This window comes from Streptomyces sp. NPDC001816 (assembly GCF_042892235.1).
Taxonomy (GTDB): domain Bacteria; phylum Actinomycetota; class Actinomycetes; order Streptomycetales; family Streptomycetaceae; genus Streptomyces.
This window is the reverse complement of record NZ_JBIATY010000023.1, coordinates 53,581-78,245: the sequence shown is the minus strand read 5'-3', so window position 1 is coordinate 78,245 and position 24,665 is coordinate 53,581. Positions and strand designations below refer to the sequence as shown.

23 protein-coding genes are annotated in these 24,665 nt (G+C 71.2%); 8 read left to right on the top strand and 15 right to left on the bottom strand.

Annotation, left to right across the window (positions count from 1 at the left end; translation table 11 throughout):
* Window positions 1-158: 158 nt before the first annotated feature.
* Together ACFYZZ_RS44930 and ACFYZZ_RS44925 are read right to left on the bottom strand one after the other, a co-directional pair.
* Window positions 159-842, bottom strand: a complete 684-nt coding sequence (locus tag ACFYZZ_RS44930; protein ID WP_389189815.1) for a YoaK family protein — start codon at window positions 840-842, stop codon at window positions 159-161.
* Window positions 843-917: 75 nt separating this feature from the next.
* Entirely contained in the window at window positions 918-1,574 is a 657-nt protein-coding gene (locus tag ACFYZZ_RS44925) for a 1,4-alpha-glucan branching protein (protein WP_389189813.1), read from the bottom strand.
* Between the two features lie 414 nt (window positions 1,575-1,988).
* On the opposite strand from ACFYZZ_RS44925, the gene ACFYZZ_RS44920 reads away from it, so the two are divergent.
* Window positions 1,989-2,894 (top strand): SGNH/GDSL hydrolase family protein, encoded by a 906-nt coding sequence (locus ACFYZZ_RS44920; protein WP_389189811.1) that lies wholly within the window; start codon window positions 1,989-1,991, stop codon window positions 2,892-2,894.
* Between the two features lie 132 nt (window positions 2,895-3,026).
* On the opposite strand, the gene pgm is transcribed toward ACFYZZ_RS44920, so the two are convergent.
* Window positions 3,027-4,667, bottom strand: coding sequence for a phosphoglucomutase (alpha-D-glucose-1,6-bisphosphate-dependent) (gene pgm, locus ACFYZZ_RS44915; RefSeq protein ID WP_389189809.1), 1,641 nt, complete (start codon window positions 4,665-4,667; stop codon window positions 3,027-3,029).
* 197 nt (window positions 4,668-4,864) lie between these two features.
* Here pgm and ACFYZZ_RS44910 point away from each other — a divergent pair, with 197 nt between their 5' ends.
* Window positions 4,865-5,482, top strand: coding sequence for a DUF4328 domain-containing protein (locus tag ACFYZZ_RS44910; protein ID WP_389189807.1), 618 nt, complete (start codon window positions 4,865-4,867; stop codon window positions 5,480-5,482).
* 1 nt (window position 5,483) lies between these two features.
* Here ACFYZZ_RS44910 and ACFYZZ_RS44905 read toward each other — a convergent pair whose 3' ends face one another.
* Window positions 5,484-6,323, bottom strand: a complete 840-nt coding sequence (locus ACFYZZ_RS44905; protein WP_389189805.1) for a chitosanase — start codon at window positions 6,321-6,323, stop codon at window positions 5,484-5,486.
* Between the two features lie 270 nt (window positions 6,324-6,593).
* Between ACFYZZ_RS44905 and mgrA the strand changes: the two genes are divergently transcribed.
* The 3 genes from mgrA to sph all read left to right on the top strand — a co-directional run bounded on the left by mgrA (window position 6,594) and on the right by sph (window position 9,088).
* The gene (mgrA, locus tag ACFYZZ_RS44900; protein WP_389189803.1) at window positions 6,594-7,637 is read left to right on the top strand and encodes an L-glyceraldehyde 3-phosphate reductase; all 1,044 of its coding nucleotides are present in this window, start codon (window positions 6,594-6,596) and stop codon (window positions 7,635-7,637) included.
* A gap of 103 nt (window positions 7,638-7,740) precedes the next feature.
* The gene (locus ACFYZZ_RS44895; protein WP_386578774.1) at window positions 7,741-7,923 is read left to right on the top strand and encodes a hypothetical protein; all 183 of its coding nucleotides are present in this window, start codon (window positions 7,741-7,743) and stop codon (window positions 7,921-7,923) included.
* A gap of 181 nt (window positions 7,924-8,104) precedes the next feature.
* Window positions 8,105-9,088, top strand: a complete 984-nt coding sequence (gene sph / locus ACFYZZ_RS44890; protein ID WP_389189801.1) for a sphingomyelin phosphodiesterase — start codon at window positions 8,105-8,107, stop codon at window positions 9,086-9,088.
* Here the strand turns inward: sph and ACFYZZ_RS44885 are convergent.
* From ACFYZZ_RS44885 to ACFYZZ_RS44855, 7 genes are all read right to left on the bottom strand, one after another.
* Window positions 9,061-10,698, bottom strand: a complete 1,638-nt coding sequence (locus ACFYZZ_RS44885) for an MFS transporter (RefSeq protein WP_389189838.1) — start codon at window positions 10,696-10,698, stop codon at window positions 9,061-9,063. The genes sph and ACFYZZ_RS44885 overlap by 28 nt on opposite strands.
* 155 nt (window positions 10,699-10,853) lie before the next feature.
* Window positions 10,854-11,321: a MarR family winged helix-turn-helix transcriptional regulator gene (locus ACFYZZ_RS44880; protein ID WP_389189800.1), complete on the bottom strand. Its 468-nt coding sequence runs from the start codon at window positions 11,319-11,321 to the stop codon at window positions 10,854-10,856.
* Window positions 11,322-11,428: 107 nt separating this feature from the next.
* Window positions 11,429-12,415 carry an MASE1 domain-containing protein gene (locus tag ACFYZZ_RS44875; RefSeq protein ID WP_389189798.1) on the bottom strand — a complete coding sequence of 329 codons (987 nt, stop codon included), beginning with the start codon at window positions 12,413-12,415 and terminating at the stop codon, window positions 11,429-11,431.
* 59 nt (window positions 12,416-12,474) lie between these two features.
* Window positions 12,475-13,344, bottom strand: a complete 870-nt coding sequence (locus ACFYZZ_RS44870; protein ID WP_389189796.1) for a PP2C family protein-serine/threonine phosphatase — start codon at window positions 13,342-13,344, stop codon at window positions 12,475-12,477.
* Window positions 13,345-13,446: 102 nt separating this feature from the next.
* Window positions 13,447-14,040, bottom strand: coding sequence for a DUF998 domain-containing protein (locus ACFYZZ_RS44865; RefSeq protein ID WP_389189794.1), 594 nt, complete (start codon window positions 14,038-14,040; stop codon window positions 13,447-13,449).
* A gap of 197 nt (window positions 14,041-14,237) precedes the next feature.
* Window positions 14,238-14,930, bottom strand: coding sequence for an alpha/beta fold hydrolase (locus tag ACFYZZ_RS44860; protein ID WP_389189792.1), 693 nt, complete (start codon window positions 14,928-14,930; stop codon window positions 14,238-14,240).
* Between the two features lie 136 nt (window positions 14,931-15,066).
* A complete protein-coding gene (locus ACFYZZ_RS44855; protein WP_389189790.1) occupies window positions 15,067-16,275 on the bottom strand; it encodes a hypothetical protein in 1,209 nt (402 codons plus the stop codon).
* A gap of 144 nt (window positions 16,276-16,419) precedes the next feature.
* On the opposite strand from ACFYZZ_RS44855, the gene ACFYZZ_RS44850 reads away from it, so the two are divergent.
* Window positions 16,420-17,865: a glyceraldehyde-3-phosphate dehydrogenase gene (locus ACFYZZ_RS44850; protein ID WP_389189788.1), complete on the top strand. Its 1,446-nt coding sequence runs from the start codon at window positions 16,420-16,422 to the stop codon at window positions 17,863-17,865.
* Window positions 17,866-17,941: 76 nt separating this feature from the next.
* On the opposite strand, the gene ACFYZZ_RS44845 is transcribed toward ACFYZZ_RS44850, so the two are convergent.
* Both ACFYZZ_RS44845 and ACFYZZ_RS44840 read right to left on the bottom strand, forming a co-directional pair.
* Complete coding sequence (locus tag ACFYZZ_RS44845; protein WP_389189786.1) at window positions 17,942-19,879, bottom strand: collagenase; 1,938 nt, start codon at window positions 19,877-19,879, stop codon at window positions 17,942-17,944.
* Between the two features lie 156 nt (window positions 19,880-20,035).
* Window positions 20,036-20,989 (bottom strand): LysR family transcriptional regulator, encoded by a 954-nt coding sequence (locus ACFYZZ_RS44840; protein ID WP_389189784.1) that lies wholly within the window; start codon window positions 20,987-20,989, stop codon window positions 20,036-20,038.
* A 382-nt stretch (window positions 20,990-21,371) separates the two neighbouring features.
* Here ACFYZZ_RS44840 and ACFYZZ_RS44835 point away from each other — a divergent pair, with 382 nt between their 5' ends.
* Both ACFYZZ_RS44835 and ACFYZZ_RS44830 read left to right on the top strand, forming a co-directional pair.
* On the top strand, window positions 21,372-21,941 hold the full coding sequence (locus ACFYZZ_RS44835; protein WP_389189782.1) for a TetR/AcrR family transcriptional regulator: 570 nt from the start codon (window positions 21,372-21,374) through the stop codon (window positions 21,939-21,941).
* 37 nt (window positions 21,942-21,978) lie between these two features.
* Window positions 21,979-23,160, top strand: a complete 1,182-nt coding sequence (locus ACFYZZ_RS44830) for a GDSL-type esterase/lipase family protein (protein WP_389189780.1) — start codon at window positions 21,979-21,981, stop codon at window positions 23,158-23,160.
* A gap of 22 nt (window positions 23,161-23,182) precedes the next feature.
* Here ACFYZZ_RS44830 and ACFYZZ_RS44825 read toward each other — a convergent pair whose 3' ends face one another.
* Window positions 23,183-23,854, bottom strand: coding sequence for a class F sortase (locus ACFYZZ_RS44825; protein WP_389189778.1), 672 nt, complete (start codon window positions 23,852-23,854; stop codon window positions 23,183-23,185).
* Between the two features lie 109 nt (window positions 23,855-23,963).
* Complete coding sequence (locus tag ACFYZZ_RS44820; protein WP_389189776.1) at window positions 23,964-24,560, bottom strand: hypothetical protein; 597 nt, start codon at window positions 24,558-24,560, stop codon at window positions 23,964-23,966.
* Between the last annotated feature and the right edge of the window lie 105 nt (window positions 24,561-24,665).

Sequence of the window (24,665 nt, the reverse complement as noted above, 5' to 3'; positions counted from 1 at the left end):
GGTTGGGGTTGCGCGATCGCTGTGCGGGGTGGGCGCCGCACCCTCATGGGGTCAGGGCGAGGACTGCCGAAAGAGTGACAGATTTGACCAGGGCATGCCAGAAGGCCACAGAAAGTGGGTGACGGTGCTCCTGATGCCGAGAGGTGGTGCGGTGAGGGTCAGGACCGCGACGCCGGATGCGCCACGTATCCCCCGATGCCGGCGAACACGCCCGCCGCAGCGAGCAGTAGGACCACGGTCATGCTCACCCGCAGCAGCAGGGCGCCGATGACCGCGCCCACCAGGACCGCCAGCAGGCCGCCGGCGCGGTAGCGCTGGGCGCTGTCTCCGGTTCCGCCGCCCAGGGGCGACCGTCTGATCAGGGTGATGAGGGTGCCGGTGACGAGCGTGGTGTTCAGGACCGCTCCGAGGCGCCACATCGTCGCGCTGCGCAGCCCCATGGCCAGCGCGGTCAGCGCGGTCACGGCGTAGTGGCGTGGTTCCGGGTCCTGGCCGACGGGGCGCAGGCCGATCGCGGTCAGCGCCGCGGCCACGAGAAGGGTGGCCGCGACAGCGGCCGAGGTGAGCAGCCAGCGGCGGCGCCGCTCGGACGTGGCGGCGCCCAGACGGCTGCCGGCGACCGCGCCGACGCTGAACGCCGTGAGCGCCGTACCGGATCCGATCGGCGAGAGCCCTGCCGCGCCAGCGAGGGAGAAGCCGAGGAAGAGGATGTTGCCGGTCATGAAGGCGGTGAAGACCTGCCCGAGCCCCAGGTAGGCCACCGCGTCGACCATGCCCGTGGCGACGGTCACGACGAGGAGCGCCTTCGGGAGCGGATCGGGGCGGCCGGGTCGTCCGGGCATGGGCTCACCTTCCTCCGCCCCACTACACCCCGGCCGCCGGCCCCCGGCATGTCGATCTCCCCGAGGGCGGTGGGATCAGTGGGTGTCCAGGACCATGAACACCGCCCGCAGCCGGGCGCCGTCCGGTCCCGGCCACCCGCTCGCGACATGGCCGAGCACTCCCTGCGCGGGCAGCGGCGGGTTGTCGGGGACGGGCTGCAGGACGCGGTGGAGGTGGAGGGTCGTGCCGTGCGGTGCGGAAAGGTGGGTGCCCTGCTCGTCGTCGGTGGGCCGCGGGGTGAAGTCCTCCAGGGAGAACGGCTCACCCTCGTAGGAGCGGGTCACCTCGCGGTCGGGGGTGTCGCTGATGGACTGGGCCATCGCCTGCGCCTTGCCCTCGACCAGCGAGAGCAGTTCGGTGACCAGCACCGGGTCGTGGCAGCCGTCGTAGGCCCAGCGCTTGCCCAGCACGCCGTGCTCCATCGTGCCGACGAGCGCGTGCTCCGCCCCCTCCAGCGGCGCGCCGCGATAGGTGAGCGGGACCAGGTAGGCGGTCGGCTCGGGGGTGGAGGTGTCGGTGGCCACCATGAGCTCGATCCCGACCTCGCCCTCCGGGTCGTCCAGCCGGAAGCCGCCGGACTTCGTCAGCACGGGGGCGTCCGGACCGCCTCGGTACCAGGGCCGGGTGGGCAGCCAGGTGGCGAGGAGTTCGACCTTGGTCGGCTTCACGGTGGTGTGGTGGATGATGGCCATGCCGGTGGCTCTCCTCCGTTGCGCTGGTGCGGACCCTCGCAGCTTTCCACACCGTCTCCGCTGGTCATCCCACCGCCCCGGTTGACGCCGGCGTCAACTCGGCCCAGGGGTTGGGAGGTTCACCCGTGACCGGTCCGCAGACCGCCGCGGCTCGCTCGTGCGCGGTGCGGACGGCGAGCGGGACCAGGGCCTCGGGTACGCCGTGGCCGTAGACCCAGGCGCCGGCAGGCCGGCAGGCCAAATGGCGCTTTCCGGCCGCCGCGCCCACGCCGCACGAACCCCCTTCCCGGTGCGAATGTTGCTTCCCGCTTCTGGTCCGTGAGACCTACCGGACGGTATACAGACCCAGTTGAACGCGCGGACCGCCCTTCACGGCGGGGCCGTGCGATGTCACGGCCTCAGGGGGAGGAATCCATGGCGAACGACACGCATGTGACGGACGGGGCGAGAGGCCGGCGGCGAACCGCCGTGCTGGGGGCGGCGCTGGGGGGCTGCGCCCTCGTCGCCGCCTCGACGGTGCCCGCAGCGGCACACGGCCGCGATCTCACCTACGTCTCCCTCGGGGACTCCTACACCTCGGGCCCGCTCATCCCGCGCCAGACGGACGCCAACTGCGCCCGCTCCGACCACAACTACCCCTCGCTCGTGGCCGCGCAGCGCGAGGCAACCGTGTTCAAGGACGTGAGCTGCGCCGGGGCCACGACGAACGAGATGTGGAAGCCGCAGGGCACCAACGCCCCCCAGCTCGACGCGCTGGGACGGGACACCGACCTGGTGACGGTGCAGATCGGCGGCAACGACGTCGGTTTCGGCTCGATCATCGGCACCTGTGCCCGCCTCGGCGCCCAGGACCCGACGGGCAACCCCTGCGAACGCTCGTACGAGGCCGGGGGCTACGACCAGTTGGCGCTCACCGTCCTGGAGACCGCGCCGAAGATCGACCGGGTGCTGCGGGCCGTGCACGCCCGGGCCCCGCACGCGCGGGTGATCCTCGTCGGCTATCCGGACCTGCTGCCGGACGACGGCAGCGGCTGCTTCCCCTCGGTGCCGTTCGCGCAGCGGGACTTCCCCTACCTGCGGGACACCGAGAAGCGGCTGAACCTGATGCTGCGCCTGGTCGCCGCGTGGAACCGGGCCGAGTACGTCGACACCTACGGCCCCACGGTCGGCCACGACATGTGCAAGGCGCCCGCGGACCGCTGGATCGAGCCGCTGCAGCCGGCCTCGCCCGCGGCCCCCGCACACCCCAACGCCAAGGGCGAGGCCGCCATGGCACAGGCCGTGCTGGACCGGCTGGAGCGGGGTCGCGGACGCGGCTGAGCAGACGCAGGATCGGCGGCATCGGCCTCCGCGCACCGGTCGCACCGGTCGCACCGGTCGCATCGGTCGCACCGGTCGCGGAGGCCGTCGTGTCGTCGTCGTACCGTCGTCGTACGTACGGCTCTGGGGGGCTCAGCCGCCGAGCGCGGTCAGGACCACGCCCTTGGCCTCCTCCTGCACCCGGGCGAGGTGGTCGGGGCCGAGGAACGACTCGGCGTAGACCTTGTAGACGTCCTCGGTGCCCGAAGGGCGGGCCGCGAACCAGGCGTTGGCGGTGGTGACCTTGATCCCGCCGATGGCGGCGCCGTTGCCCGGCGCCTCGGTGAGGACGCCGGTGACCGCCTCTCCGGCGAGGGTGTCGGCGGTGACCTGGGCCGGGGACAGCTTCGCCAGCAGCGCCTTCTGCTCGCGGGTGGCGGGGGCGTCGATGCGGGCGTAGGCGGGTTCGCCGAAGCGGGCGGTCAGGTCGGCGTAGTGCTCGGACGGCGTCCTGTCCGTGACCGCCGTGATCTCGGAGGCGAGCAGCGCGAGGAGGATGCCGTCCTTGTCGGTGGTCCACACCGAGCCGTCGCGGCGCAGGAAGGACGCGCCGGCCGACTCCTCGCCGCCGAACCCGATGGTGCCGCCGGCCAGTCCGTCCACGAACCACTTGAACCCGACGGGCACCTCGACCAGTTGACGGTTCAGGTCGGCGGCGACGCGGTCGATCATCGTGGAGGAGACGAGCGTCTTGCCCACACCCGCGTCGGCGGGCCACTGCTCGCGGTGCCGGTAGAGGTAGGAGATCGCGACCGCGAGGTAGTGGTTGGGGTTCATCAGGCCCGCATCGGGGGTGACGATGCCGTGCCGGTCGGCGTCGGCGTCGTTGCCGGTGGCGATGCGGAAGCGGTCGCGCTGCTCGATGAGGGAGGCCATCGCGTAGGGCGAGGAGCAGTCCATGCGGATCTGGCCGTCCCAGTCCAGCGTCATGAACCGCCAGGTGGGGTCGGTGTGCGGGTTGACCACGGTCAGGTCGAGGCCGTGCTCCTCGGCGATCCGGCCCCAGTAGGCGACGGACGCTCCGCCGAGCGGGTCCGCGCCGATGCGCACGCCGGCCGCGCGGATCGCGTCGAGGTCGAGGACGCTCGGCAGGTCCCCGACGTAGGCGCCGAGGAAGTCGTACCTCTGGGTCGTGTCGGCCGCGAGCGCACGGGTGTAGGGCAGCCGCTGTACGTCCTTCAGGCCGCCGGCGATGATCTGGTTGGCCCGGTCCTGGATCCAGGAGGTCGCCTCGGAGGCCGCCGGGCCGCCGCTGGGCGGGTTGTACTTGAAGCCGCCGTCGGCGGGCGGGTTGTGCGAGGGGGTGACCACCACGCCGTCGGCGAGGCCTGAGGTGCGGCCCCGGTTGTGGGTGAGGATCGCGTGCGAGACCGCGGGCGTGGGAGTGTAGCCGTCCGCGCTGTCGATGAGCACGGTCACGCCGCCCGCCGCGAACACCTCCAGGGCGGTGACCTTCGCGGGTTCGGACAGGGCGTGCGTGTCGGCGCCGAGGAACAGGGGCCCGTCCACGCCCTCGGCGGCGCGGTACTCGCAGATGGCCTGGCTGGTGGCGGCGATGTGGTCCTCGTTGAAGGCGGTCGCCAGGGACGAACCCCGGTGCCCCGAGGTGCCGAACGCCACCCGTTGCCCCGGGTCGGTGGGGTCGGGGTGCAGCGCGTAGTACGCCGTGACCAGCCGGGCCACGTCGACAAGGTCCTCGGGACCGGCCGGCCGGCCGGCTCGCTCGTGCGGCATGAGTCCGCTCCTCCGCATCGGTGTGATCGATGGCTCGGGCCCCATCTTTCCTCGTCAGGGGTCGGGCAGGCGAGTGCGCCACCGACCCGGGGAGCGGACCTGGGCCGTCTGCCCTATGATCCGGTCCGCCGATCTTCCGACCCGACCGCCACCCCGCACGCGCCCGCGTGCCGCCTCCGACAGACAGGTGTCCCACCGTGTCCGCACCCCTCGTCAAGGCCCCATGGCCGCTTGCCCGTTGCGCCCAGGCCGCCGTGGCCGCGGCGGTCGCGACGGACGCCTACCGGGCGGTGACCGTACGAGCGCACCTCCTTCATCCGCGGGACACGTCCCTGAGCGCGTCAGGGCGCGCCTCGATGGTGCACGTGTATGTGATGACGGCCGCGATCGTGCTGTTCCTGGTGTGGTTCAGCCGCTGCCGGCGCAACGCCGTCCTCCTCTCCCCCGGGACCGTCCGCGGATCCGCCGCCTGGGCCGTGGCCGCCTGGCTGATCCCGGTGCTGAACCTCTGGGCTCCGCGCGGGCTGGTCCTAGACGTGCAGCGGGCGAGCGGACCCGGAACGCCCGAGGGGCGGGACCGGGCGCTGGTGAACGTCTGGTGGGCGACCTGGGTCGGGCACGCGGTGGTCGTCACCGTGGGCACCCGGGTGGAACGAGGGACTTCGCTCGCCGTCCTCCTCGTGTCCATAGCCCTGAACCTGGCCGCGGGCGCCCTGGCGATCGCCGTGGTCCAGCGCCTCACGGCACGGCAGGCCACGGCACTGGAAGCGACGCTTCCGGTGGCTGGTGCCGTGGAGCTGCCGCGCGTCTCCTGAGTCAGCCGATGTGGTAGCTGTCCCCGTACACCTTCCAGTCCAGCGGGGTGTTCAGGTCGAGGTTGCCCCTGCGCAGGAAGACCCGCTGTTCGGTGTCGACCCTGCTGGTGTCGCTGTGCGCCTCCTCCTGCTTCATGGCCCACACCCGGGCGTCGAGGAAGGCGTTGAGATACGTCGTCTCGTTGCCGCCCTGCGCCGGCGGCTTGGCGCTGCGCAGGGCCCGCTTGCGGATGTTGCGGAAGCTGGTGGGGTCGTCGCCGTCGCCGTGCATGACGATGGCGTCGTAGTAGGTGAACTGGCCGAGGGCGCGCAGCCCGTCCGCCTTGCCCTGGGCGACCGCGGGGTTGAAGTAGACGCGGTCGCGTTCGTCGTTCTGCGCCTGCTGGAACGCGGAGTCCTGGGCGGCCTTGCGCCAGTCCTTGGGGTAGTTGGGGTCCAGGCCGCTGTGCGAGTCGCTGCCGTTGACCCGGCGCAGGGCCGGCAGGTACTTGGCCAGGACGTTGCCGGGCTTGCGGTCGGTGTAGAGCTGGACGAGGTCGAGCATGTCACCGGTGCCGGAGCAGAAGCCGATGATGCCGGCGGTGTAGCCGCGGCCGTCGCCGATGTCCTCGATGTACTTGTACTGGGCCTTCCAGTCGAGCGAGGAGTTCTCCGCGCTGGAGACCAGCTGCATGGCTATCTCCTTCTTCGCCGGGTCGTCGAGGCCGGGCGCGGCAGCCGGTGCCGCCGAGACGCGCTCGACGCCGATCAGGGCGCCGGAGGCGACGGCGCCGAGGACGGCGACGACGGTCCGGCGGGAGAGACGGGCGGAGACTGCCGATTCGCGCTCTGTGTGCTCCACTAGGACTCCAAGTAGGGGTGGGGGGTGGGAAGTTGGTCCGTTCCGGCACTGGTAGGAAAGTTTCCTATCAAACACGGAGGGGGCCGGTAACCCGTCTCGGGAAAAGTTCGTAGGATCGAACAGCGCGGCCCGTACCGTACCCGATTCAGAAGCCGGACCGCTCAATGCCATGCGAGGCAGCGGTTGGACTTACGAATCATGAAGGCGCAGGGTGGACAAGCACCTTCGCACACGAAGGGCACCCCTACGGCACCACCCGGAGACGACCCGATGAACCACGTCGCGGACCCCGATCGCTACAACGGCACCATGCGCTACCGGCGCACCGGCCGCTCGGGACTGGACCTCCCTCTCCTGTCCCTGGGCTACTGGCACAACTTCGGCGACGACCGCCCCTTCGAAACCCAGCGCGAGATCGCCCTGCGCGCCTTCGACCTCGGGATCACCCACCACGACCTGGCCAACAACTACGGTCCGCCGTACGGGGCGGCCGAGATCAACTTCGGCCGGCTGCTGAAGCAGGACCTCGCGCCGTACCGGGACGAGCTGGTGGTCTCCACCAAGGCCGGCTGGGACATGTGGCCCGGCCCCTACGGACAGGGCGGCGGCTCCCGCAAGTACGTGCTGGCCTCGCTGGACCAGTCGCTGCGCCGCATGGGCCTGGACTACGTGGACATCTTCTACTCACACCGGCTGGACGCGAGCACCCCACTGGAGGAGACGATGGGCGCGCTCGACACGGCCGTCCGCCAGGGCAAGGCCCTGTACGTCGGCATCTCCTCCTACGACGCCGAGCGCAGCCGGCAGGCGGTCGCGATCCTGCGCGAGCTGGGCACCCCGCTGCTGATCCACCAGCCGTCGTACAGCATGGTCAACCGCTGGATCGAGACCGACGGCCTGCTGGATGCGGCCGAGGAGGAGGGCTTCGGCGTCATCGGGTTCACGGCGCTCGCCCAGGGCCTGCTGACCGGCCGCTACCTCGAAGGCGTGCCCGAGGGGTCGCGGGCCGCGGCCGGCACGTCGTTCGACCCGGCGTGGCTGACCGACGACATGCGGCAGCGGCTGCGCTCCCTGAACGACATCGCCGCCCGGCGCGGGCAGACCCTGGCCCAGATGGCGCTGGCCTGGGCGCTGCGGGACGAGCGGGTCACCTCGCTGGTCATCGGCGCCTCCCGGGTCGAGCAGCTGGAGCAGAACGTGGTCGCGCTGGAGAACCTCGACTTCAGCGCCGAGGAACTGGCCGAGATCGACAAGTACGCCACCGACGGTGGTGTGGACCTGTGGCGGGACGCGCGGCTGGGAATTCTGGGCTGAAAGGTGGCACGCAGTGACACCCATCACTGACATAGGGGAAAAATAGGACATAATCGAAGCTATCCGGCCCGCGACCCCGCGAAATCAAGGAGCCGCTTCCCGTATGGCTTACGGAGCCCACCACAGCCCCTTCCCGTCCCCCCACCCCGATGTGCGTCTCGCCCGCGACTGCACGCAGTGCCTCGGATGGGGAACCGTCGTCACCCGCGACGGGGATCACGAACTGTGCCGCACCTGCCAGCCCGACCAGGGCGACGGCGAGAGCGGCCTCCGCTCCGCCTCGTAACCCGCTGGGGCTGCCCCGGTGGGACACCCCTCACTCGACGAGGTCGGGGTCCCCGCCCAACCGGACTCCCCGCCTCCTCCCCTGTGTGCCATCTGTTGACCGCATGGGTGTTACCTATGGGTAATCCCAGGTGATTTGATGTGCGGCGCCACTCAACCCCCTTCACCCACAGGGAGATCCAGTGACGCTCTTCGCACCCCGCCGTGCCCTCGGCGCGGCCGTGCTCGCCCTCGCGCTGCCCGCGACGGCGCTCGCCGGTGCCGCACCGGCGTCGGCAGCCGGGCAGGCACCGGCGCTGAAGGTTCTGACGTACAACGTCTTCCTCATGAGCAAGAACCTGTACCCGAACTGGGGCCAGGACCACCGGGCCTCGGAGATCCCGAAGACGGCCTTCTTCCACGGCAACGACGTGGTCGTCCTCCAGGAGGCGTTCGACAACTCCGCCTCGAACGCGCTGAAGAGCGCGGCCGCGGCCGAATACCCGTACCAGACACCGGTGGTGGGCCGCAGCAAGGACGGCTGGGACGCGACAGGAGGCGCGTACTCGTCCACCACGCCCGAGGACGGCGGGGTCACCGTGCTGAGCAAGTGGCCGATCGTGCACAAGGAGCAGTACGTCTACAAGGACGCGTGCGGCGCGGACTGGTGGTCCAACAAGGGCTTCGCGTACGTCGTCCTGGACGTGAACGGCACCAAGGTGCACGTGGTCGGCACGCACGCGCAGTCCACGGATCCCGGGTGCGGTGCGGGTGAGGCGGCGGCGATGCGCAGCCGGCAGTTCAAGGCCGTCGACGCGTTCCTGGACGCCAAGAACATCCCCGCCGACGAGGAAGTGCTGCTCGCGGGCGACCTCAACGTCGACTCACGCAGCGGTGAGTACGCGTCGATGCTCTCCGACGCCGGTGTCGTCGGCGCCGACGCGCGCACCGGGCACCCGTACTCCTTCGACACCCAGGAGAACTCCATCGCCCACGACCGCTACCCGAACGACCCGCGCGAGGACCTCGACTACGTCCTCGCCCGCGCCGGTCACGCCCGACCGGCGGGGTGGCGCAACGAGGTCGTCAAGGAGCAGTCGGCGCCCTGGACGGTGACCAGCTGGGGGACGTCGTACACGTACACGAACCTCTCGGACCACTACCCCTTGCGGGCGTACGCCGGATAGGAGCCCTTGGGGGTGTCGTCGCCGACGGGCTCGTGGCCTCCGCGCAGGGCGGAGGCGAGGGCCGAGACCAGGGCCATGCCGGCGGCGACACCGAAGACGATGGTCAGGCCGTGGTGGAAGGGACCGGAGACCAGCTGCGGGAAGAACGTGTGACCGGTCAGGGTGGCGCGCTGGGCTGCCGTCAGGTGGGCCGGCGTGTCCCCGGAACCGAGCAGGTGGCCGATGGGGTTGTTGCCCAGGAAGGTCGCGAAGAGGGTGCTGACCGGGGGCAGTGAGGCCGCCTCGTGGGCGGTCCCGGCGGGCACGCCGTGCGCCTGGAGTCCACTGCTGAGCGTCGACGGCAGCGAGGAGGCCAGCCCGGAGACCATCAGCGAGAAGAAGACGCCGATGGACAGGGCGGTGCCCGAGTTCTGGAAGGTGGAGCGCATTCCGGAGGCCACGCCCCGGTAGCGGGCGGGGACGCTGCCCATCACGGACGAGGTGTTGGGCGCGGAGAACATGCCCTGGCCGAAGCCGTTGAGGAACAGCAGCGTGGCGAACGGGCCGTACGCGAAGTTCACGGGGAGCGCCAGCAGGCCCAGGAAGGAGCCGGCGACCACGATGAGGCCGGCCGTGGAGAACAGGCGGGCGCCGAACCGGTCCGAGAGGTAGCCGGAGACGGGGCCGGCGATCAGGAATCCGAGGGTCAGCGGCAGCATGAAGATGCCGGCCCAGAGCGGGGTGTCCTCGAAGTCGTAGCCGTGCAGCGGCAGCCAGATGCCCTGCAGCCAGATGATGAGCATGAACTGCAGCCCGCCGCGGGCGATCGCGGTCAGCAGGGCGGCCAGGTTGCCCGCGGCGAAGGCCCGCACCCGGAACAGGGACAGCCGGAACATCGGCTCGGCGACCCGGGTCTCGGTCACGCAGAAGCCGAGCAGCAGGAGGACGCCGCCGATCAGGCCCGCGCGCACCCAGGGGTTGGTCCATCCGGTGGCGTGGCCGCCGTAGGGCTGGATGCCGTAGGTGACGCCGGCGAGGAGGATTCCGGCGCCCGTGGCGAAGGTGATGTTGCCGAGCCAGTCGATCCGACCGCGTCCGCCGGCCGCGGTCTCGCGCAGGCTGAGGTACGACCAGATCGTGCCGGTCACACTGACCGGGACGCTGACCCAGAAGACCGCACGCCAGTCGACTGCGGCCAGCAGACCGCCGGCGAGCAGGCCGAGGAACTGCCCGGCGAGCGCGGTGATCTGGTTGATGCCGAGGGCCATGCCGCGCTGCCGGGCCGGGAAGGCGTCGGTGAGGATGGCGGCCGAGTTGGCGGTGAGCATGGAGCCGCCGAAGGCCTGCACGATGCGCCACAGGATCAGCCACAGGGCGCCCGCTCCCGCCCGGAACGGGTCGAGGGACAGCGCGACGGAGGCACAGGCGAAGACCAGGAAACCGAGGTTGTAGATGCGGACCCGGCCGAACATGTCGCCGAGCCGGCCGAGGACGACGACCAGCACGGCCGAGACCAGCAGATAGCCGAGGATCATCCACAGCAGGTAGCCGATGTTGCCCGCGGCGAGCGGGTCCAGGCCGATCCCGCGGAAGATCGCGGGCAGCGAGATGATCACGATGGAGGCGTCCATCGTGGCGATCAGGACGCCGAGTGTGGTGTTGGACAGGGCAACCCACTTGTAGCCGGGTCCTGGCGGGGTGTCCCGGAGGCGGGCGGAGCGGGCGCGCAGCCGGCCGCGCGGGGTCTCGGCGGACCCGCCCGGGGCGCTGCGGGGCACCTGCCCGCTCACAGCTGTTCCGCCAGCCGGTCGAGGAGGGGCAGCGTGGCCCGCAGTGCGTCGCGTTCCTGCGGGGTGAACTCGTCCAGGGCGTGGGCGAGCCGGGCCACGGACTCGGAGCGGCGCTCCTCCAGCACGGTGCGGCCCGCGTCGGTGATCGACACGATGGCCCGCCGTCCGTCGGCCGCGTCGGGGGTACGGCTGACCAGTCCGCGCTGTTCGAGTCCGGCGAGCGTGGTGCCCATCGCCTGGGGGCGGACGCGCTCCAGCTCGGCGAGCGAGCCGGGCGAGTCCGGTCCGGCGGTGGCCAGCCGGGACAGCACGGACACCCCGGAGAGGGTCAGGTCCCCGACGGCATGCGCCTGACGCAGCCTGCGGACGGTCCGGCCCATGGCCAGCCGCAGCGCGGCGGCGAGCGCCGTGGTGTCCTGCGGCGGGCTCGGGGGGCGGGTGCCGTTCCCGGTTCTGTCTTCCACCCTGTTGTCCACGTCCACGATTACTAACTATAGGTTTATCAGTCTGGACTGTTCAATCCCGCATGAGTAATCGAAGCCGGGCCGGGCCGGGGTGGCTACGTCTCGGGTCACGGCCGGTCGTCGGGTTTCGGAGGCGGGTGGGCTGGCCGGGGCTCGCCCGCGGTGAGGTGTTCCAGGACCTGCACCAGTTCCTGGCATGCCTGTTCGACGGAGCGGCGGGTGTTGCGCTGCTCGGTGATGACGGCCGACAGCAGCAGCGCGGTGAGGGCCATCGCCCCGTTGAAGGCCTGCAGTTTCGCCATGACCTCGATCCGGCTCAGCCCCGCGAACGCCCCGACGCCGTCCGTCGCGGCGACGGTGGCCAGCACGGATGTCACGAGCGCGCAGAGCATGCTGCCCGCGAGCTCGAAGCGCAGGGCGGCCCAGATGATGAGCGGATAGACGAGGAAGAGCAGGCTGATCGAGCTGTAGGCGGCCAGCGGTACGACGCAGAACGCCACGACCGTCAGTGCGGTGGCCTCCTTCCAGCGCACGAGCGGCGGCGGCCAGCGGGCCCTGAACAGCAGCAGCAGGAGCGGGGTGACGATCAGGACGCCCATCGCGTCGCCCACCCACCACGCCAGCCAGACGGCCCAGAAACTGTGCTCGGCCAGCTTGCCCGTGAGCACGAGGAGGCCGACGCCGATGGTCGAGCTGATCAGCATGGCGGTCAGCGCGCCGAGGAACACCAGGGAGAGGCCGTCGCGCAACCGGCTGAGGTCCATACGGAAGCCGGCCCGGCGCAGCAGCAGCGCCGCACACACGGGCGCGGCGGTGTTGCCGACCAGGAAGCCGAGCACGTCGGGGCTGGGGGAGGTCAGATACAGGATGGTGAAGAGGGCCCCGAGTGCGACTCCGGGCCAGCAGCCCAGCCCGAAGATCAGCAGGGCGGCGACGGCGACGCCGGTGGGCGGGTAGATGGGGGTGAACACGGAGCCCTCGACGACGAGCCGGCGCAGCAGCCCGAGCCGCGCCGCACCGTAGTAGCAGGCCGCGACGGCCAGCACCTGGACGGCGTAGCCGCCCGGTCGGCGCAGATCCTCGAAACCCACCACAGCAGCAATCTCACACCGATGGCCCGCCGTCGGCGAGGCGAGAGCCGTCCGGTCCCGCTCTATGGCTGAAAGCCTGGCCTCAGCGCGCCCCAGCGGTCGGAGAGCCACGCCCCCGGCCCGTCGAGGCCCACGACGAGCACGGCGGCGTCGTCCTCGTGCCCCACGCTCTCCGCGCCCTTGATCACGGCCGCGGCCAGCGCGTGCGCCTCCAGTCCCGCGACGGCCGCGATGCCCGCGAGCCGCACCACCTGGTCGAGGCCGTCCTCGATGCTCAGCGACGGGCCCTCCACGACACCGTCGGTGAGCAGCACGAACACTCCGCCCGTGGTGAGCCGGTGCCGGGTCACCTGGTACTCCATGTCCGGCTCGATGCCGAGCGGTGGCCCGCCCTGGTCGTCCACCACGCCGGACTTTCCGTCCGCCGTGGCCCAGATGAAGGGGATGTGCCCGGCCCGCGCGCTCTCCAGGACGCCCGTGGCCGGGTCGAGGCGCATGAAGGTGCAGGTGGCGAACAGGTCGCTGCCCAGGGAGAGCAGCAGCTCGTTGGTCCGGGCGAGGAGTTCGCCCGGCTCGCCGGTGACCGAGGCGAGGGCGCGCAGCCCGGCCCGGACCTGGCCCATGAAGGCGGCGGCCTCGATGTTGTGGCCCTGTACGTCGCCGATGCACAGCCCGATGCGGCCGTCGGGCATGGCGAAGGCGTCGTACCAGTCGCCGCCCACGTTGAGGCCGTAGCAGGCGGGCGCGTACCGGACCGCGAGGTGCAGGCCCGGGGCGGAGGGCAGGTCCCGGGGCAGCATGCCGCGCTGCAGCGCGATGGCCAGCTCGACCTGGCTGCGCTGCAGCTCCGCGCGCTCGCGTGCCTGGGCGGTGAGCGAGCCGAGTCTGGCCAGCAGCTCGTCGCTGTCGTCCGTGGAGCGCTTGCGGGGCATCGATCACTTCCGGATGGGCGGTGGCCCGTGGGGGTAAACGTCTAGATTTTACCGTTATGGGATGATCCCGCCTCAGGGGGATCATCCGCCCTGAGACGATGGTCACCGAGCGTCCCGCACGGCCAGGCCCCGGGCGCCCAGGGCCACCGCCCACACCAGCAGCGGGAACGCCGCGACGCGTTCCATGCCGCCCATGCCGAGCCCGAGGTAGTGGCGGGAGAGGAAGAGCCCGAAGGCGGTGAGTGCCAGGGCGCCGAGCAGTCCGCTCCCCCGGCGCAGAGGACGCGCCACGTCCAGCGCGGCTCCCGAAAGCAGCAGGCCGAGGTTGCCGGTCGCCATGATCAGCAGGGCGCCCAGGACGTGCTGGTTCTCGTGCACGTCCGCGGGCGCGAGCCCGGCCAGCACGAACCCGGCACCGACACCCGCCAGCAGCAGCCGGGAGGCGGTCGCGGCCGCGCCGCGCCGCCACAGGGCACCGGTCAGCAGGACACCGGCGACGAACAGCACACCGAGGGTGACGAACGAGACGTTCATCAGCGCGTGCTCGGGCGAGCAGACGTAGCGCGGTTCGGGGTCCGGCTGCCAGGCGCAGTGCGCGTTGCCCAGATCACTGATGTTGTTCCGCGCCCAGCTGTACGGCCTCGCCCACGCCGACTCGACGACGCCGTGCAGGACGAAGAACTGCACCACACCCACGACCCACGCCGCGCTCCCCCACCGATACCGCACCCGTCCGCCACCCCTCGGCTGCCCTCGATCGACTCCGGTGCCCACAGCCGATCACGCGGCAGGCACCCGGGGCACTGCGGCAGACCCCCGGAAGGCGGGTGAGGATTTCCCCAGGTGTGCGGCTCAGCCGTACCGGGCCGGCCGCACGAGCGGCGGACGCACGCTCACATCCATCCGTCCAGCGCCGACATGAACCCCTCGAAGTCGTCCCGGTGGAGGGTGTGCCCCGCCCCCGGGACGGTGCGGATCTCGAAGCCCCTGCGTGCCAACTCCCGCGCCGCCTCCGGGGACACGAGACGACTGGGGTCGGCCAGCATGACCAGTGAGGGCACCACCGGGCGGGCCGGGGTCCGGCTGACCGCGTAGGCGTCGGGGAGGGCATGGGCGGTCGCGGGGTCCCAGACGGCGAGTGTGGCCAACTCGATCTCCACGTCGGCCTCTTCCCACCGCGGGTTGAAGCCGGTGATCATCGTACGGGGCGCGTTCTTGAAGGTCGGGAAGGCGGAGGCGGCCGCGGTGGCGTTCTGGCCCAGCTCCCAGGCCGGGTCACAGTAGACGGCCCGGTCCGGTGCGAGGCGCTCGACGGCCAGGGCCAGCGCCATGGCACCGAGCGAGTGACCGATCGCCAGCTCCGGGCCCTTGGGCAGGGTTTCCACCAGATCGTCGGCCCAGATCTCGGCGCCGTACTCCCCGCGACCGCTCGCGCCGTGCCCGCGCAGGTCCACGCCGATGACCCGGTAGCCCTTGTCCGCCAGGGCCGGCGCGACCCGGCGCCAGGTCCTGTGGTCGGACATGATCCCGTGGACCAGGACCGCGATCCGGTCCCCGTCACCCCACTCACGGGTGTGCAGCTTCATCAACACGCCTCTCTCGTCGGGACTCCGCACGATCTTTTCGGTGAACCGACCCCGGATCCAGCCGATTCCGGGTGTGGCAGCCGCTCTTCCCGTGAAAGAGGGCCGGCTTCCGCCCGTGCCCGGGTCGCCCGGTGGCTCACAGCGGGGAGTGGGCCACCACCGTCACGTAGGCGCCGTACAGCAGGGACACGACGGCCAGGGCACCGCCGACGAGCAGGGCCTGGGCCGGGCGTACCCGCCAGGTGCGGGCGAGGGCACGCGCCGGAGGGATCAGCAGGGGGAAGACCGGCAGCAGGAAGCGCGGCTTGGACGAGAACGAGCCGGAGGCGCCGACGACCAGCAGCACCAGCACCCCGGCGAAGACGACCAGGGCGAGCGGGGCGCGATCCATGCAGAGCAGCCCGAAGAGGACGACGCAGACCGCGACGATCATCAGGGCGGCCGGGTAGACGAAGCCGCCGCCGTGCAGGAACAGCGCTCTGAGGAAGCGCAGGGCACCGGCGCCGAAGTCGAAGCGTGAGTCCCAGGCGCTCTGGATCTTGAAGTAGCCCCCGAGCAGGTCGCCGGTCTGCTGCCCCACCCACAGGACGTAGGCGAGCCAGCCCAGCGGGGCGAGCAGGGCACCGGCCCACAGGGTCGCGGGCACCCGGCCACGCTGCCGCAGCACCTCCTGCGCGGCGGCGAGGCCGACGGCCGCCGCCACCGCGAATCCGGTCGGCCGGGACAGACCCGCCAGCGCGGCCAGCGAACCGGCCCACAGCCAGCGGCCCTTGAGCACGCAGTACAGGGACCAGACGGCGAGCGCGGCGAAGAGGGACTCGGTGTAGGCGATGGTCAGCTCGACGGCGTGCGGCAGGACCGCCCACAGTCCGACGAGGGCGGTGGCGACGGCACGTCCGTACAGGTGGTGGGCGAGGACGTAGATGCCGTAGGCGGCCGCGCCCGCGGCGGCCCAGGCGACGAACAGCCCGGCCTGGCCGGGGCTGAGCGGGAGGACGGTGGTCAGGGCCCGGATGAGCCCGGGGTAGAGCGGGAAGAAGGCCCAGTCGGCCTGCACCCCGCCGCTCGGGGTGATCCAGATGAGGTGCCCGTAGCCCTGGGTGGCGATGTGCAGGTACCAGCGGGAGTCCCAGGAGTGGGCCAGGCTCCTGACCAGCGGGTGTCCGGTGAGGTGGTTGGCGACGATCACGACGAGGATCCCGGCGGTCCGTACCGCCGCGAACAGCGCGAGGGCCGGCAGGGCGCCGTCGGGGATCCGGTGCCGGGCGACGAGGGGCAGGGCGGGGCCGCGGAGGGGGCGGGACGGGGCGGCCGGCTCGGGCCGGGGTACGGAGGACGTGCTCACCCTCAGACCATGGTCACGGCGGTGCGGGCGTGCAATCCGCGACCCGGCTTTCTTACGGTCTTCCACCCTGATTCAGGACCCCCGTAAAGCTCAGAACCGGTTGTTGTTATCATCTGAGCGCTGCCTAGCTCGAAAGATGGATCTGTGACTGTCAACGACGACTCGTTCACCAACTGGAAGAACCGCGAGGAGATCGCGGAGTCGATGATCCCGATCATCGGGAAGCTGCACCGCGAGCGGGACGTGACGGTCCTGCTGCACAGCCGCTCCTTGGTGAACAAGTCGGTGGTCAGCATCCTGAAGACGCACCGCTTCGCCCGGCAGATCGCCGGCGAGGAGCTCTCGGTCACCGAGACCATGCCCTTCCTGCAGACCCTCACCACCCTCGATCTCGGTCCGTCCCAGATCGACATCGGCATGCTCGCCGCCACGTACAGGACCGACGACCGCGGTCTGTCGGTGGCCGAGTTCACCGCCGAGGCCGTCGCCGGCGCCACGGGTGCCGACAAGATCGAGCGCGGTGCCGGCCGCGACGTCGTCCTGTACGGCTTCGGCCGCATCGGCCGCCTCGTCGCCCGCCTGCTGATCGAGAAGGCCGGCTCCGGCAACGGCCTGCGCCTGCGCGCCATCGTCGTTCGCGGTGGTGGCGAGGCGGACCTCGTCAAGCGCGCCTCGCTGCTGCGCCGCGACTCGATCCACGGCCAGTTCAACGGCACCATCACCGTCGACGAGGCGACCAGCACGATCGTCGCCAACGGCAACGCGATCAAGGTGATCTACGCCAACGACCCCTCCGAGGTCGACTACACGGCGCACGGCATCAAGGACGCCATCCTCATCGACAACACCGGCAAGTGGCGCGACCGCGAGGGCCTCTCCAAGCACCTGCGCCCCGGTATCGACAAGGTCGTCCTGACCGCCCCGGGCAAGGGCGACGTCCCGAACATCGTCCACGGCGTCAACCACGACACGATCAAGCCGGACGAGCAGATCCTGTCCTGCGCCTCCTGCACCACCAACGCGATCGTCCCGCCGCTGAAGGCGATGGACGACGAATTCGGCGTCCTGCGCGGTCACGTGGAGACCGTCCACTCGTTCACGAACGACCAGAACCTGCTGGACAACTACCACAAGGCCGACCGCCGCGGCCGCTCCGCGCCGCTCAACATGGTCATCACCGAGACCGGTGCCGCCTCCGCCGTCGCCAAGGCGCTGCCGGACCTCAAGGCCCCGATCACCGGCAGCTCGATCCGCGTCCCCGTCCCGGACGTCTCGATCGCCATCCTGAGCCTGCGCCTGGGCCGTGAGACCACCCGCGACGAGGTCCTCGACTACCTCCGCGACGTCTCGCTGAACTCGCCGCTGAAGCGCCAGATCGACTTCACCACCGCCCCCGACGCCGTCTCCATGGACTTCGTCGGCTCGCGCCACGCCTCGATCGTCGACGCCGGCGCGACCAAGGTCGACGGCGACAACGCCATCCTCTACCTCTGGTACGACAACGAGTTCGGCTACTCCTGCCAGGTCGTCCGGGTCGTCCAGCACGTCACGGGCGTCGAGTACCCGACGTACCCGGCGACGGCGGTCTGACGCCAGGGAACCGCGTGACACGTGCGGCCGCCGACCGGGGTTCCGGTCGGCGGCCGTTCTGCTCGGGCGCGGGCGGTCAGGCCGCCGAAGGCCTGGCGCAGGCGCCCGCGGCGCACGCCGTGAGCCACTGGTCGAAGTCGGCGTCGTAGCGGGTGCCGATGCCGTCGTGGTAGACGGCGTATCCGCCGGCGTAGTCACCGACGCGGAAGCGGGCGAGCATGCGCTGGATGTCGTCGGGGTGCCGCTCGGCCATGTAGCGCACGGCGAGGTAGCCCCACGGGTAGGTCCGGATGACGTCACTGTTGTCGTACGTGTTCTCGAACAGGGTGCTCAGCTTGTACGTGTGCTTGCCGGCCTCCTGGATCGCCTGGTCGTCGGCGAGACCCCGGTAGCTGTAGGAGACGTACTCCGCGACACCTTCGATCCACCACACGTCCGGCACCGAGATCTGATGGGTGAAGTCGCCCTTCATGTCGTCGCGGCCGTCGAGGAAGTGCGTGTACTCGTGGTTGAGGTTCCAGATCCGGGCCACGAACCCGTCGTCGTAGTTCTTCTGGTACATGATCGACGTGACGTGGTTGGCCGGATCGGACGGGTCGCCGTCGAGGGTCATACCGCCGTTGTCGGTACTGATGCCGTAGATCGGACCCGCGTAGGTCTGGTAGTCGGTCCGGCTGGCGAAGACCACGAGCTGGATCGTGGACACGTACTGTCCGGGTATCGCTCCGCCGGCCTTGACCACGCCGCGGAAGTAGGTGCTCTGGTTCAGCACACTGGCGCAGGCGGCGTCGAGGTCGTCGGCGGTCAGGGACTGGGCGAGGATCGTGACGTTCGCGTCGCAGTGGCGGCTGATCGGCAGGACGGCCTTGGTGAGCTTCGCCGGCAGGTCGCAGACGTCGTAGTAGGCGCAGTTGGCGCTGTCGTAGTAGTTGGCCTGCGTGGCGACGGCCACCCAGAGCCCGGCCGTGGGACCGGTGATCTCGGTCCGGTCCAGCAGATCCTTGGTCAACGGCTGGACGGTCTCGCGCAGTTCAGGGTGTTCGACGTAACGGGCCAGGTTCATTCCGGCGTTGGAGTCCAGGAAGGCCAGATCGGTGCCGAGCTGGTCGGTGTTGGCCAGCGCGAAGTCGTACAGGGTGTCGATGATGCGCGGGTCGGCGTCGACCGCCTGCACGTACGCCGGGCTCCAGTTGCCGCGCCACAGCGGCGTGTAGACGTCGTTGACAGCCCTGACCATGCTGTCGACGGTGTCGTAGGAGCTGTCGTAGTCACCCAGCATCCGCCGGTAGACGTACAGATAGCGGCCCTGCTGGTCGGCGCTGTCGGTGAGGATGACGGTCTCGCCGAGGATGTCACCGTTCGCGGCCGTCACGTCCCGGGAGTGGGAGCGGGCGAAGAAGGTGTCCAGGCCGCCCGTGACGGCGGTGGTGAGCCGGGAGGTGTACGACCCCACGTCACCGGGGTGGTTGAACTGCACGTAGTAGCCCGCGCGCAGGAAGAGGACGAGCTGCAGCAGACTGCCGGAGTTGTCGCCCTGGTACTGCCCGGCCGTACGCGTGAACGCGTTCGCCACGCTCAGCATCTGCGCCTGGCGGAAGATGTCGTGCGCGTCCCTGCCGGTGACCGAGAAGAGGGTGTTCACGCACTCCGAGGAGGACGCCTTCACGAACGAGACGAGGGCGGATCCGGTACGGCTGCCGAAGTCGGCCGGAGTGCAGGAGGCCGCCTTGGTCACACCGTGCGGGGCGGTCTCCATGCTGCGGGTGAACGTCGGCGCCTGGGGAGGGAGTTGGGCGGGACTGAGGCTCTTCGCCTGGGTCGCGGGGCGTTCGGTGCCACCGGTGGTCGGGCCGGTGGGGGGTGGCGCCGGGGCGTTCCTGCCGGGTGTGTGCGCGGCGGTACCGGACCGCGGCTGGGGAGCTGCCAGCGCCGGCGTGGACAGCAGGCCGGCCACGGTGACGCAGACGGCGGCGGCACCGGCCATGCGTCTGGGCAGCGCGAAGCGATAGCGCATCGGGATTCCTCCACGAAGGGATGTGCCTCGGTGGGGTGTTGAGGCGTGTGTGGCACTGTCTCAGCGCGCCACCCGCACAACAATGGCGTGTGACATAGCACATGGCACTACGGGCCCATAACATCGCGGCCCGCTGCGACGCGACGACGGCGGCCGCTACGCCCCGGCGATGCTCCAGGTGCGCGAAGCCCAGGTCCTCAAGTGCGGTGCCTGGGCGACCAGATCGCGGTAGGCGCCGAGGGCCGACTGGAAGAGCGTCTCCACGACGTCGGCGGTGACGGTGTCGGGGCGCCAGGCCAGCACATAACGGCACCACAGCGGCGAGCCGGCCAGCGGCTTGACCGTGACGTGCGGGATCGGGCGCAGCGTCGGCTGCACCATGGAGACACCGAGACCGTCGGCGATCATGCTCTGCAGCTGGGTCTGGTCGCCGAGGAACTCGTGCACGGCGACGGGGGCGAACCCGGCCGCGGCACAGGCGTCGTAGAACACCCCGGGCCAGCCGGCGCCGTCGTCCGGGGTCACGAACCAGTCGTCCTCGGCCAGGTCCGCCAGCTGCACCTGGGCGCACTGGCGCAGGCGGTGACGCGAGGGCAGGGCGACGAACGTCGGCTCGGTGACGATCCCGCGGTGTTGCACGGCGGTCGAGTGCCGCAGCTCCATGCCCGGGTAGTCGGCGGCGATGGCCGCGTCCACCGTGCCCTCCTCCAGCAGTTCGACGATCCGCGAGGAGGCGTAGACGCTGGTCACGGCGAGGGACAGATCCGGCAGCCGGGTGCGGACGCGGGACACCGTGCCGGAGAGCATGGGCGAGTTGGTCGCGGCCACGCGCAGCGTACGGCGCGGCCGGGCGGAGGCGGGGCGGTGGCCGATGGCGTCGGCGCGGGCCAGTACGTCCCGGGCCTGGGCGACGACCTCGGCGCCGTACCGGGTGGGCCGCACTCCGCTCGTGCCGCGTTCGAAGAGCGGCTCGCCCAGGTGGCGCTCGATACGTCTGAGCTGGGTGCTCACGGCGGGCTGCGAGTACCCGAGCTGCGCTGCGGCACGGCCCACGCTGCCCGCGTCGGCGATCGCGCACAGCACACGCAGGTGCCGAAGCTCCAGCTCCATCGGTCCACTCCCCGTTTCGTCCCACGGCCGGCCCCAGGAGACCGTCCGTCTCCCGGGAAACCCATGCTCACAGCTCCGCCGGCCGTGGTCGCGACCGGCGGACGGAAGCGTTCCATCGCACGGACGCGCGCACAAGTCGCAGGCCGGCTTCCGTTACGTTCCGTCCGCCCGTCGGCACGGGGAGTCGCAGCCCGGCACTGTCCACCGTGGACCCGGACCACGACCGGATGGCCGAGCGGTCGGCGCGCTCCTGGCCGTCGTCCGCGAGTCGACGGGCGGCTGACACACCTTTCTCCGACGCCGACCCTCACTACAGCACTACCCCATTTGCCTAAAGGCCTTAGGCAGCCACATAATCGATGTCGGCAAAGGGAGGAAGCTCATGGCACGCGCAGGACTGACCGCGGAGCGTCTCGTCCGTGCGGGAGCGGAGCTGGCCGACGAGGTCGGCTTCGGGCAGGTGACGGTGTCCGCGCTGGCCCGGCGTTTCGACGTCAAAGCCGCCAGCCTGTACTCGCACCTGAAGAACTCCCAGGAGCTGAAGACCGGGATCGCCCTGCTCGCGCTGGAGGAACTCGCCGACCGCGCCGCCGACGCGCTGGCCGGCCGGGCCGGCAAGGACGCCCTCCAGGCCTTCGCGAACGTCTACCGCGACTACGCCCACGAGCACCCCGGCCGCTACGAGGCGGCCCGGTTCCGGCTCGACCCGGAGGCCGCCGCCGCGAGCGCCGGCGGCCGACACGCTCAGATGACCCGGGCGATCCTGCGCGGCTACGACCTGGCCGAGCCCGACCAGACCCATGCGGTCCGGCTGCTGGGCAGCGTCTTCCACGGCTACGTCAGCCTCGAGTCGGCCGGCGGGTTCAGCCACAGCGCCCCCGACTCGCAGGAGTCCTGGACCCGGATCCTGGACGCCCTCGACAAACTGCTGCGCAACTGGCCGACGCCCTGACTCCCCCTCTCCCCCTTCTAGCGACAGGCTCGCACCGATGCCCTCGTACGACTGGCTCACCATCCCCCTGACCGCCGGCCTCATACGCGGCGCCCTCGACCTGGAACGCACCGAGCACGGACTGCTGCCGCACCGGCTTCCGGCCCGGGCCCGGGCCCAGTGCGCCGACCCGCAGCTGCACATGGTGGAGTCCCAGCCGTCGGGCGTGCGGCTGGTGTTCCGCACGCGAGCCACCGCCGTCGAGCTGGACACGCTGCCGACCAAACGGGTCTACGTCGGCGTCCCGCCGCGCCCGGACGGCGTGTACGACCTGCTCGTCGACGGGCACCCGGCCGGCAGCACGTCCGTCACCGGCGGCAACACCCTGACGATCGACATGGCCGCCGGCACCACCGAGCAGCGGCCCGGCCCGGTCGGGACCGTGCGCTTCACCGGCCTGCCCGCCGCGGTGAAGGACGTCGAGATCTGGCTGCCGCACAACGAGACCACCGAACTGGTCGCCCTGCGCGCCGACGCGCCCGTCGAGCCGGTGCCGGACCGGGGCCGCAAGGTGTGGCTGCACCACGGCAGTTCCATCAGCCACGGCTCCGACGCCGCGAGCCCCACCACCACCTGGCCGGCGCTCGCCGCCGCGCTCGGCGGGGTGGAACTGATCAACCTCGGCCTGAGCGGCAGCGCCCTCCTCGACCCGTTCACCGCACGCACGCTGCGCGACACTCCCGCCGACCTGATCAGCGTCAAGCTCGGCATCAACGTGGTCAATACCGACCTGATGCGGCTGCGTGCCTTCGGTCCCGCCGTCCACGGCTTCCTCGACACCATCCGCGAGGGTCGGCCGGACACCCCTCTCCTCGTGATCTCGCCGATCCTGTGCCCCATCCACGAGGACACGCCGGGCCCGTGCGCCCTGGACTTCGGCTCCCTGAGTTCGGGGCAGTTGCGGTTCCGGGCCACCGGCGATCCGGCGGAGCGGGCGTACGGCAAGCTCACCCTGGGAGTCATCCGGGAGGAGCTGGACCGGATCGTGCGGCAGCGGGTGGCCGAGGACCCGAACCTCTATTACCTCGACGGCCGTGACTTGTACGGAGAGGCCGACAGCGCCGAACTGCCGCTGCCCGACGACCTCCACCCGGACGCCGCCGCGCACCGCCGGATCGGCGAGCGCTTCGCCGCGCTGGCCTTCGCCCCGGGCGGTCCCTTCGCGGACGGCGCCGCCTGACCCGTACCGGTCCGGCGGGGCGTCACACGAGGTGGGCGAAGACCACCAGGTTGTCGCTGTAGTCCTCCACCGAGTGGTCGTAGTCCCCCGCACAGGTGATGAGCCGGACCTCGGGGCGCGCCGTGTCGGCGTACACGCGCTTGCTCGGGAAGTCGTCCTTGGCGAAGGTCTCCGTGTCGTCCACGACGAAGTTCGCCCGCTGCCCGTCGGCCCGGTCGACGGAGAACCGGTCGCCGGTCTCCAGCTGGTCGAGGTTGGCGAAGACGGCCGCGGAGGTCGCCGTGTCGACGTGTCCGGCGATGACCGATGTGCCCGCCTCGCCGGGCGAGGCGCCTTCGGAGTACCAGCCGACCAGGTTGGTGTTGGCCGCCGGTGGGGGCTCGAGCTGCCCGGAGGGGTCGAGGGAGAGGGCGGCGAAGGGTGCGTCCACGGAGATCTTCGGGATGAGGAGCCGGATCGGCACGGAATGCGGCAGCGGCCGGCCTGCCTGGAGGGAGTCGCCCGTGGCGGCGCCGGTCGCGCCCGCGGTACGGGAAACGTCCGGGGTGTCGTTCGCACCGTGATGGCCGCCGAACAGGCTGACGGCGAGGACGGCGATCGCCACGCCCCACAGGGTCAGCCGGCCGCCGAGGCCGGGGGTCGGCTGGTCCTTGGCCGGTTCGGCGGGGGGCGGGGAGGAGGGATCTGCTGCCATCGGACACCACCTCACTCGGGCACGGCAGCACGCGGATCGGGGCCCGGGGGCGGGCCGCCGGCACGGTGTGCGCCGACGGCGGCCGCGTCCCTGGCATGGGGGAGTCCGGTCAGGACGCCGGCTCGGTGGCCTTCTTCCGGCGCAGTGCGTACATGCCGGTGGCGCCTACCGCGAGCACGGCGAGCCCGCCCGCGGTGACACCGGGCGTGGCGAGGGCGCCGCCGCCGGTGTGCATGCCGCCGCGCGGCTTGTCCTGGTCGTCACCCCCGCCGCCCCAGTCGCTGTCCTCCTTGTCCCCCTTGCCGCTGTCGCCCTTGTCTCCCTTATCTCCCTTGCCGCTGTTGCCTCCCTTGTCCTCATCATTGTTCTTGTAGGTCTCGGGGTCGAACCTGCTGTCGTCGCTGCTCGAGCTCCAGTCGTCGTCACCCCGCACCGCGGCGAGGGCGCCGCCGCCCGTGTGCATTCCGCCGCGCGGTGAGTCGTGGCTGCCACCGCTGTCGCGGTCCGTGCTGTAGTCGTTGTCGTGGTCGCCGCCGGAGCCCTTGTCGCGGCCGCCGCCGGAATCGCTGTCTTTGTCCCTGCTGTACGAGGAGTCGTCACGGCCGCCGTCGTCCCCGGTCGATACGGCGAACACGGCGCCGGGTGTGACAAAGGAGAGGGCGGCCGCGGCGGCCGCCGTGGCGAGCAGGATGCGGGCAGAACGCATGTCGAGGTCCTTCCGCCGTGGCCGGGCAGCGGATTCGACATCGGCTGAATGAACCCGGCCTCGACATGAACCACCGTCAGTCAGGCGGTTGCCCCGCACCATCCG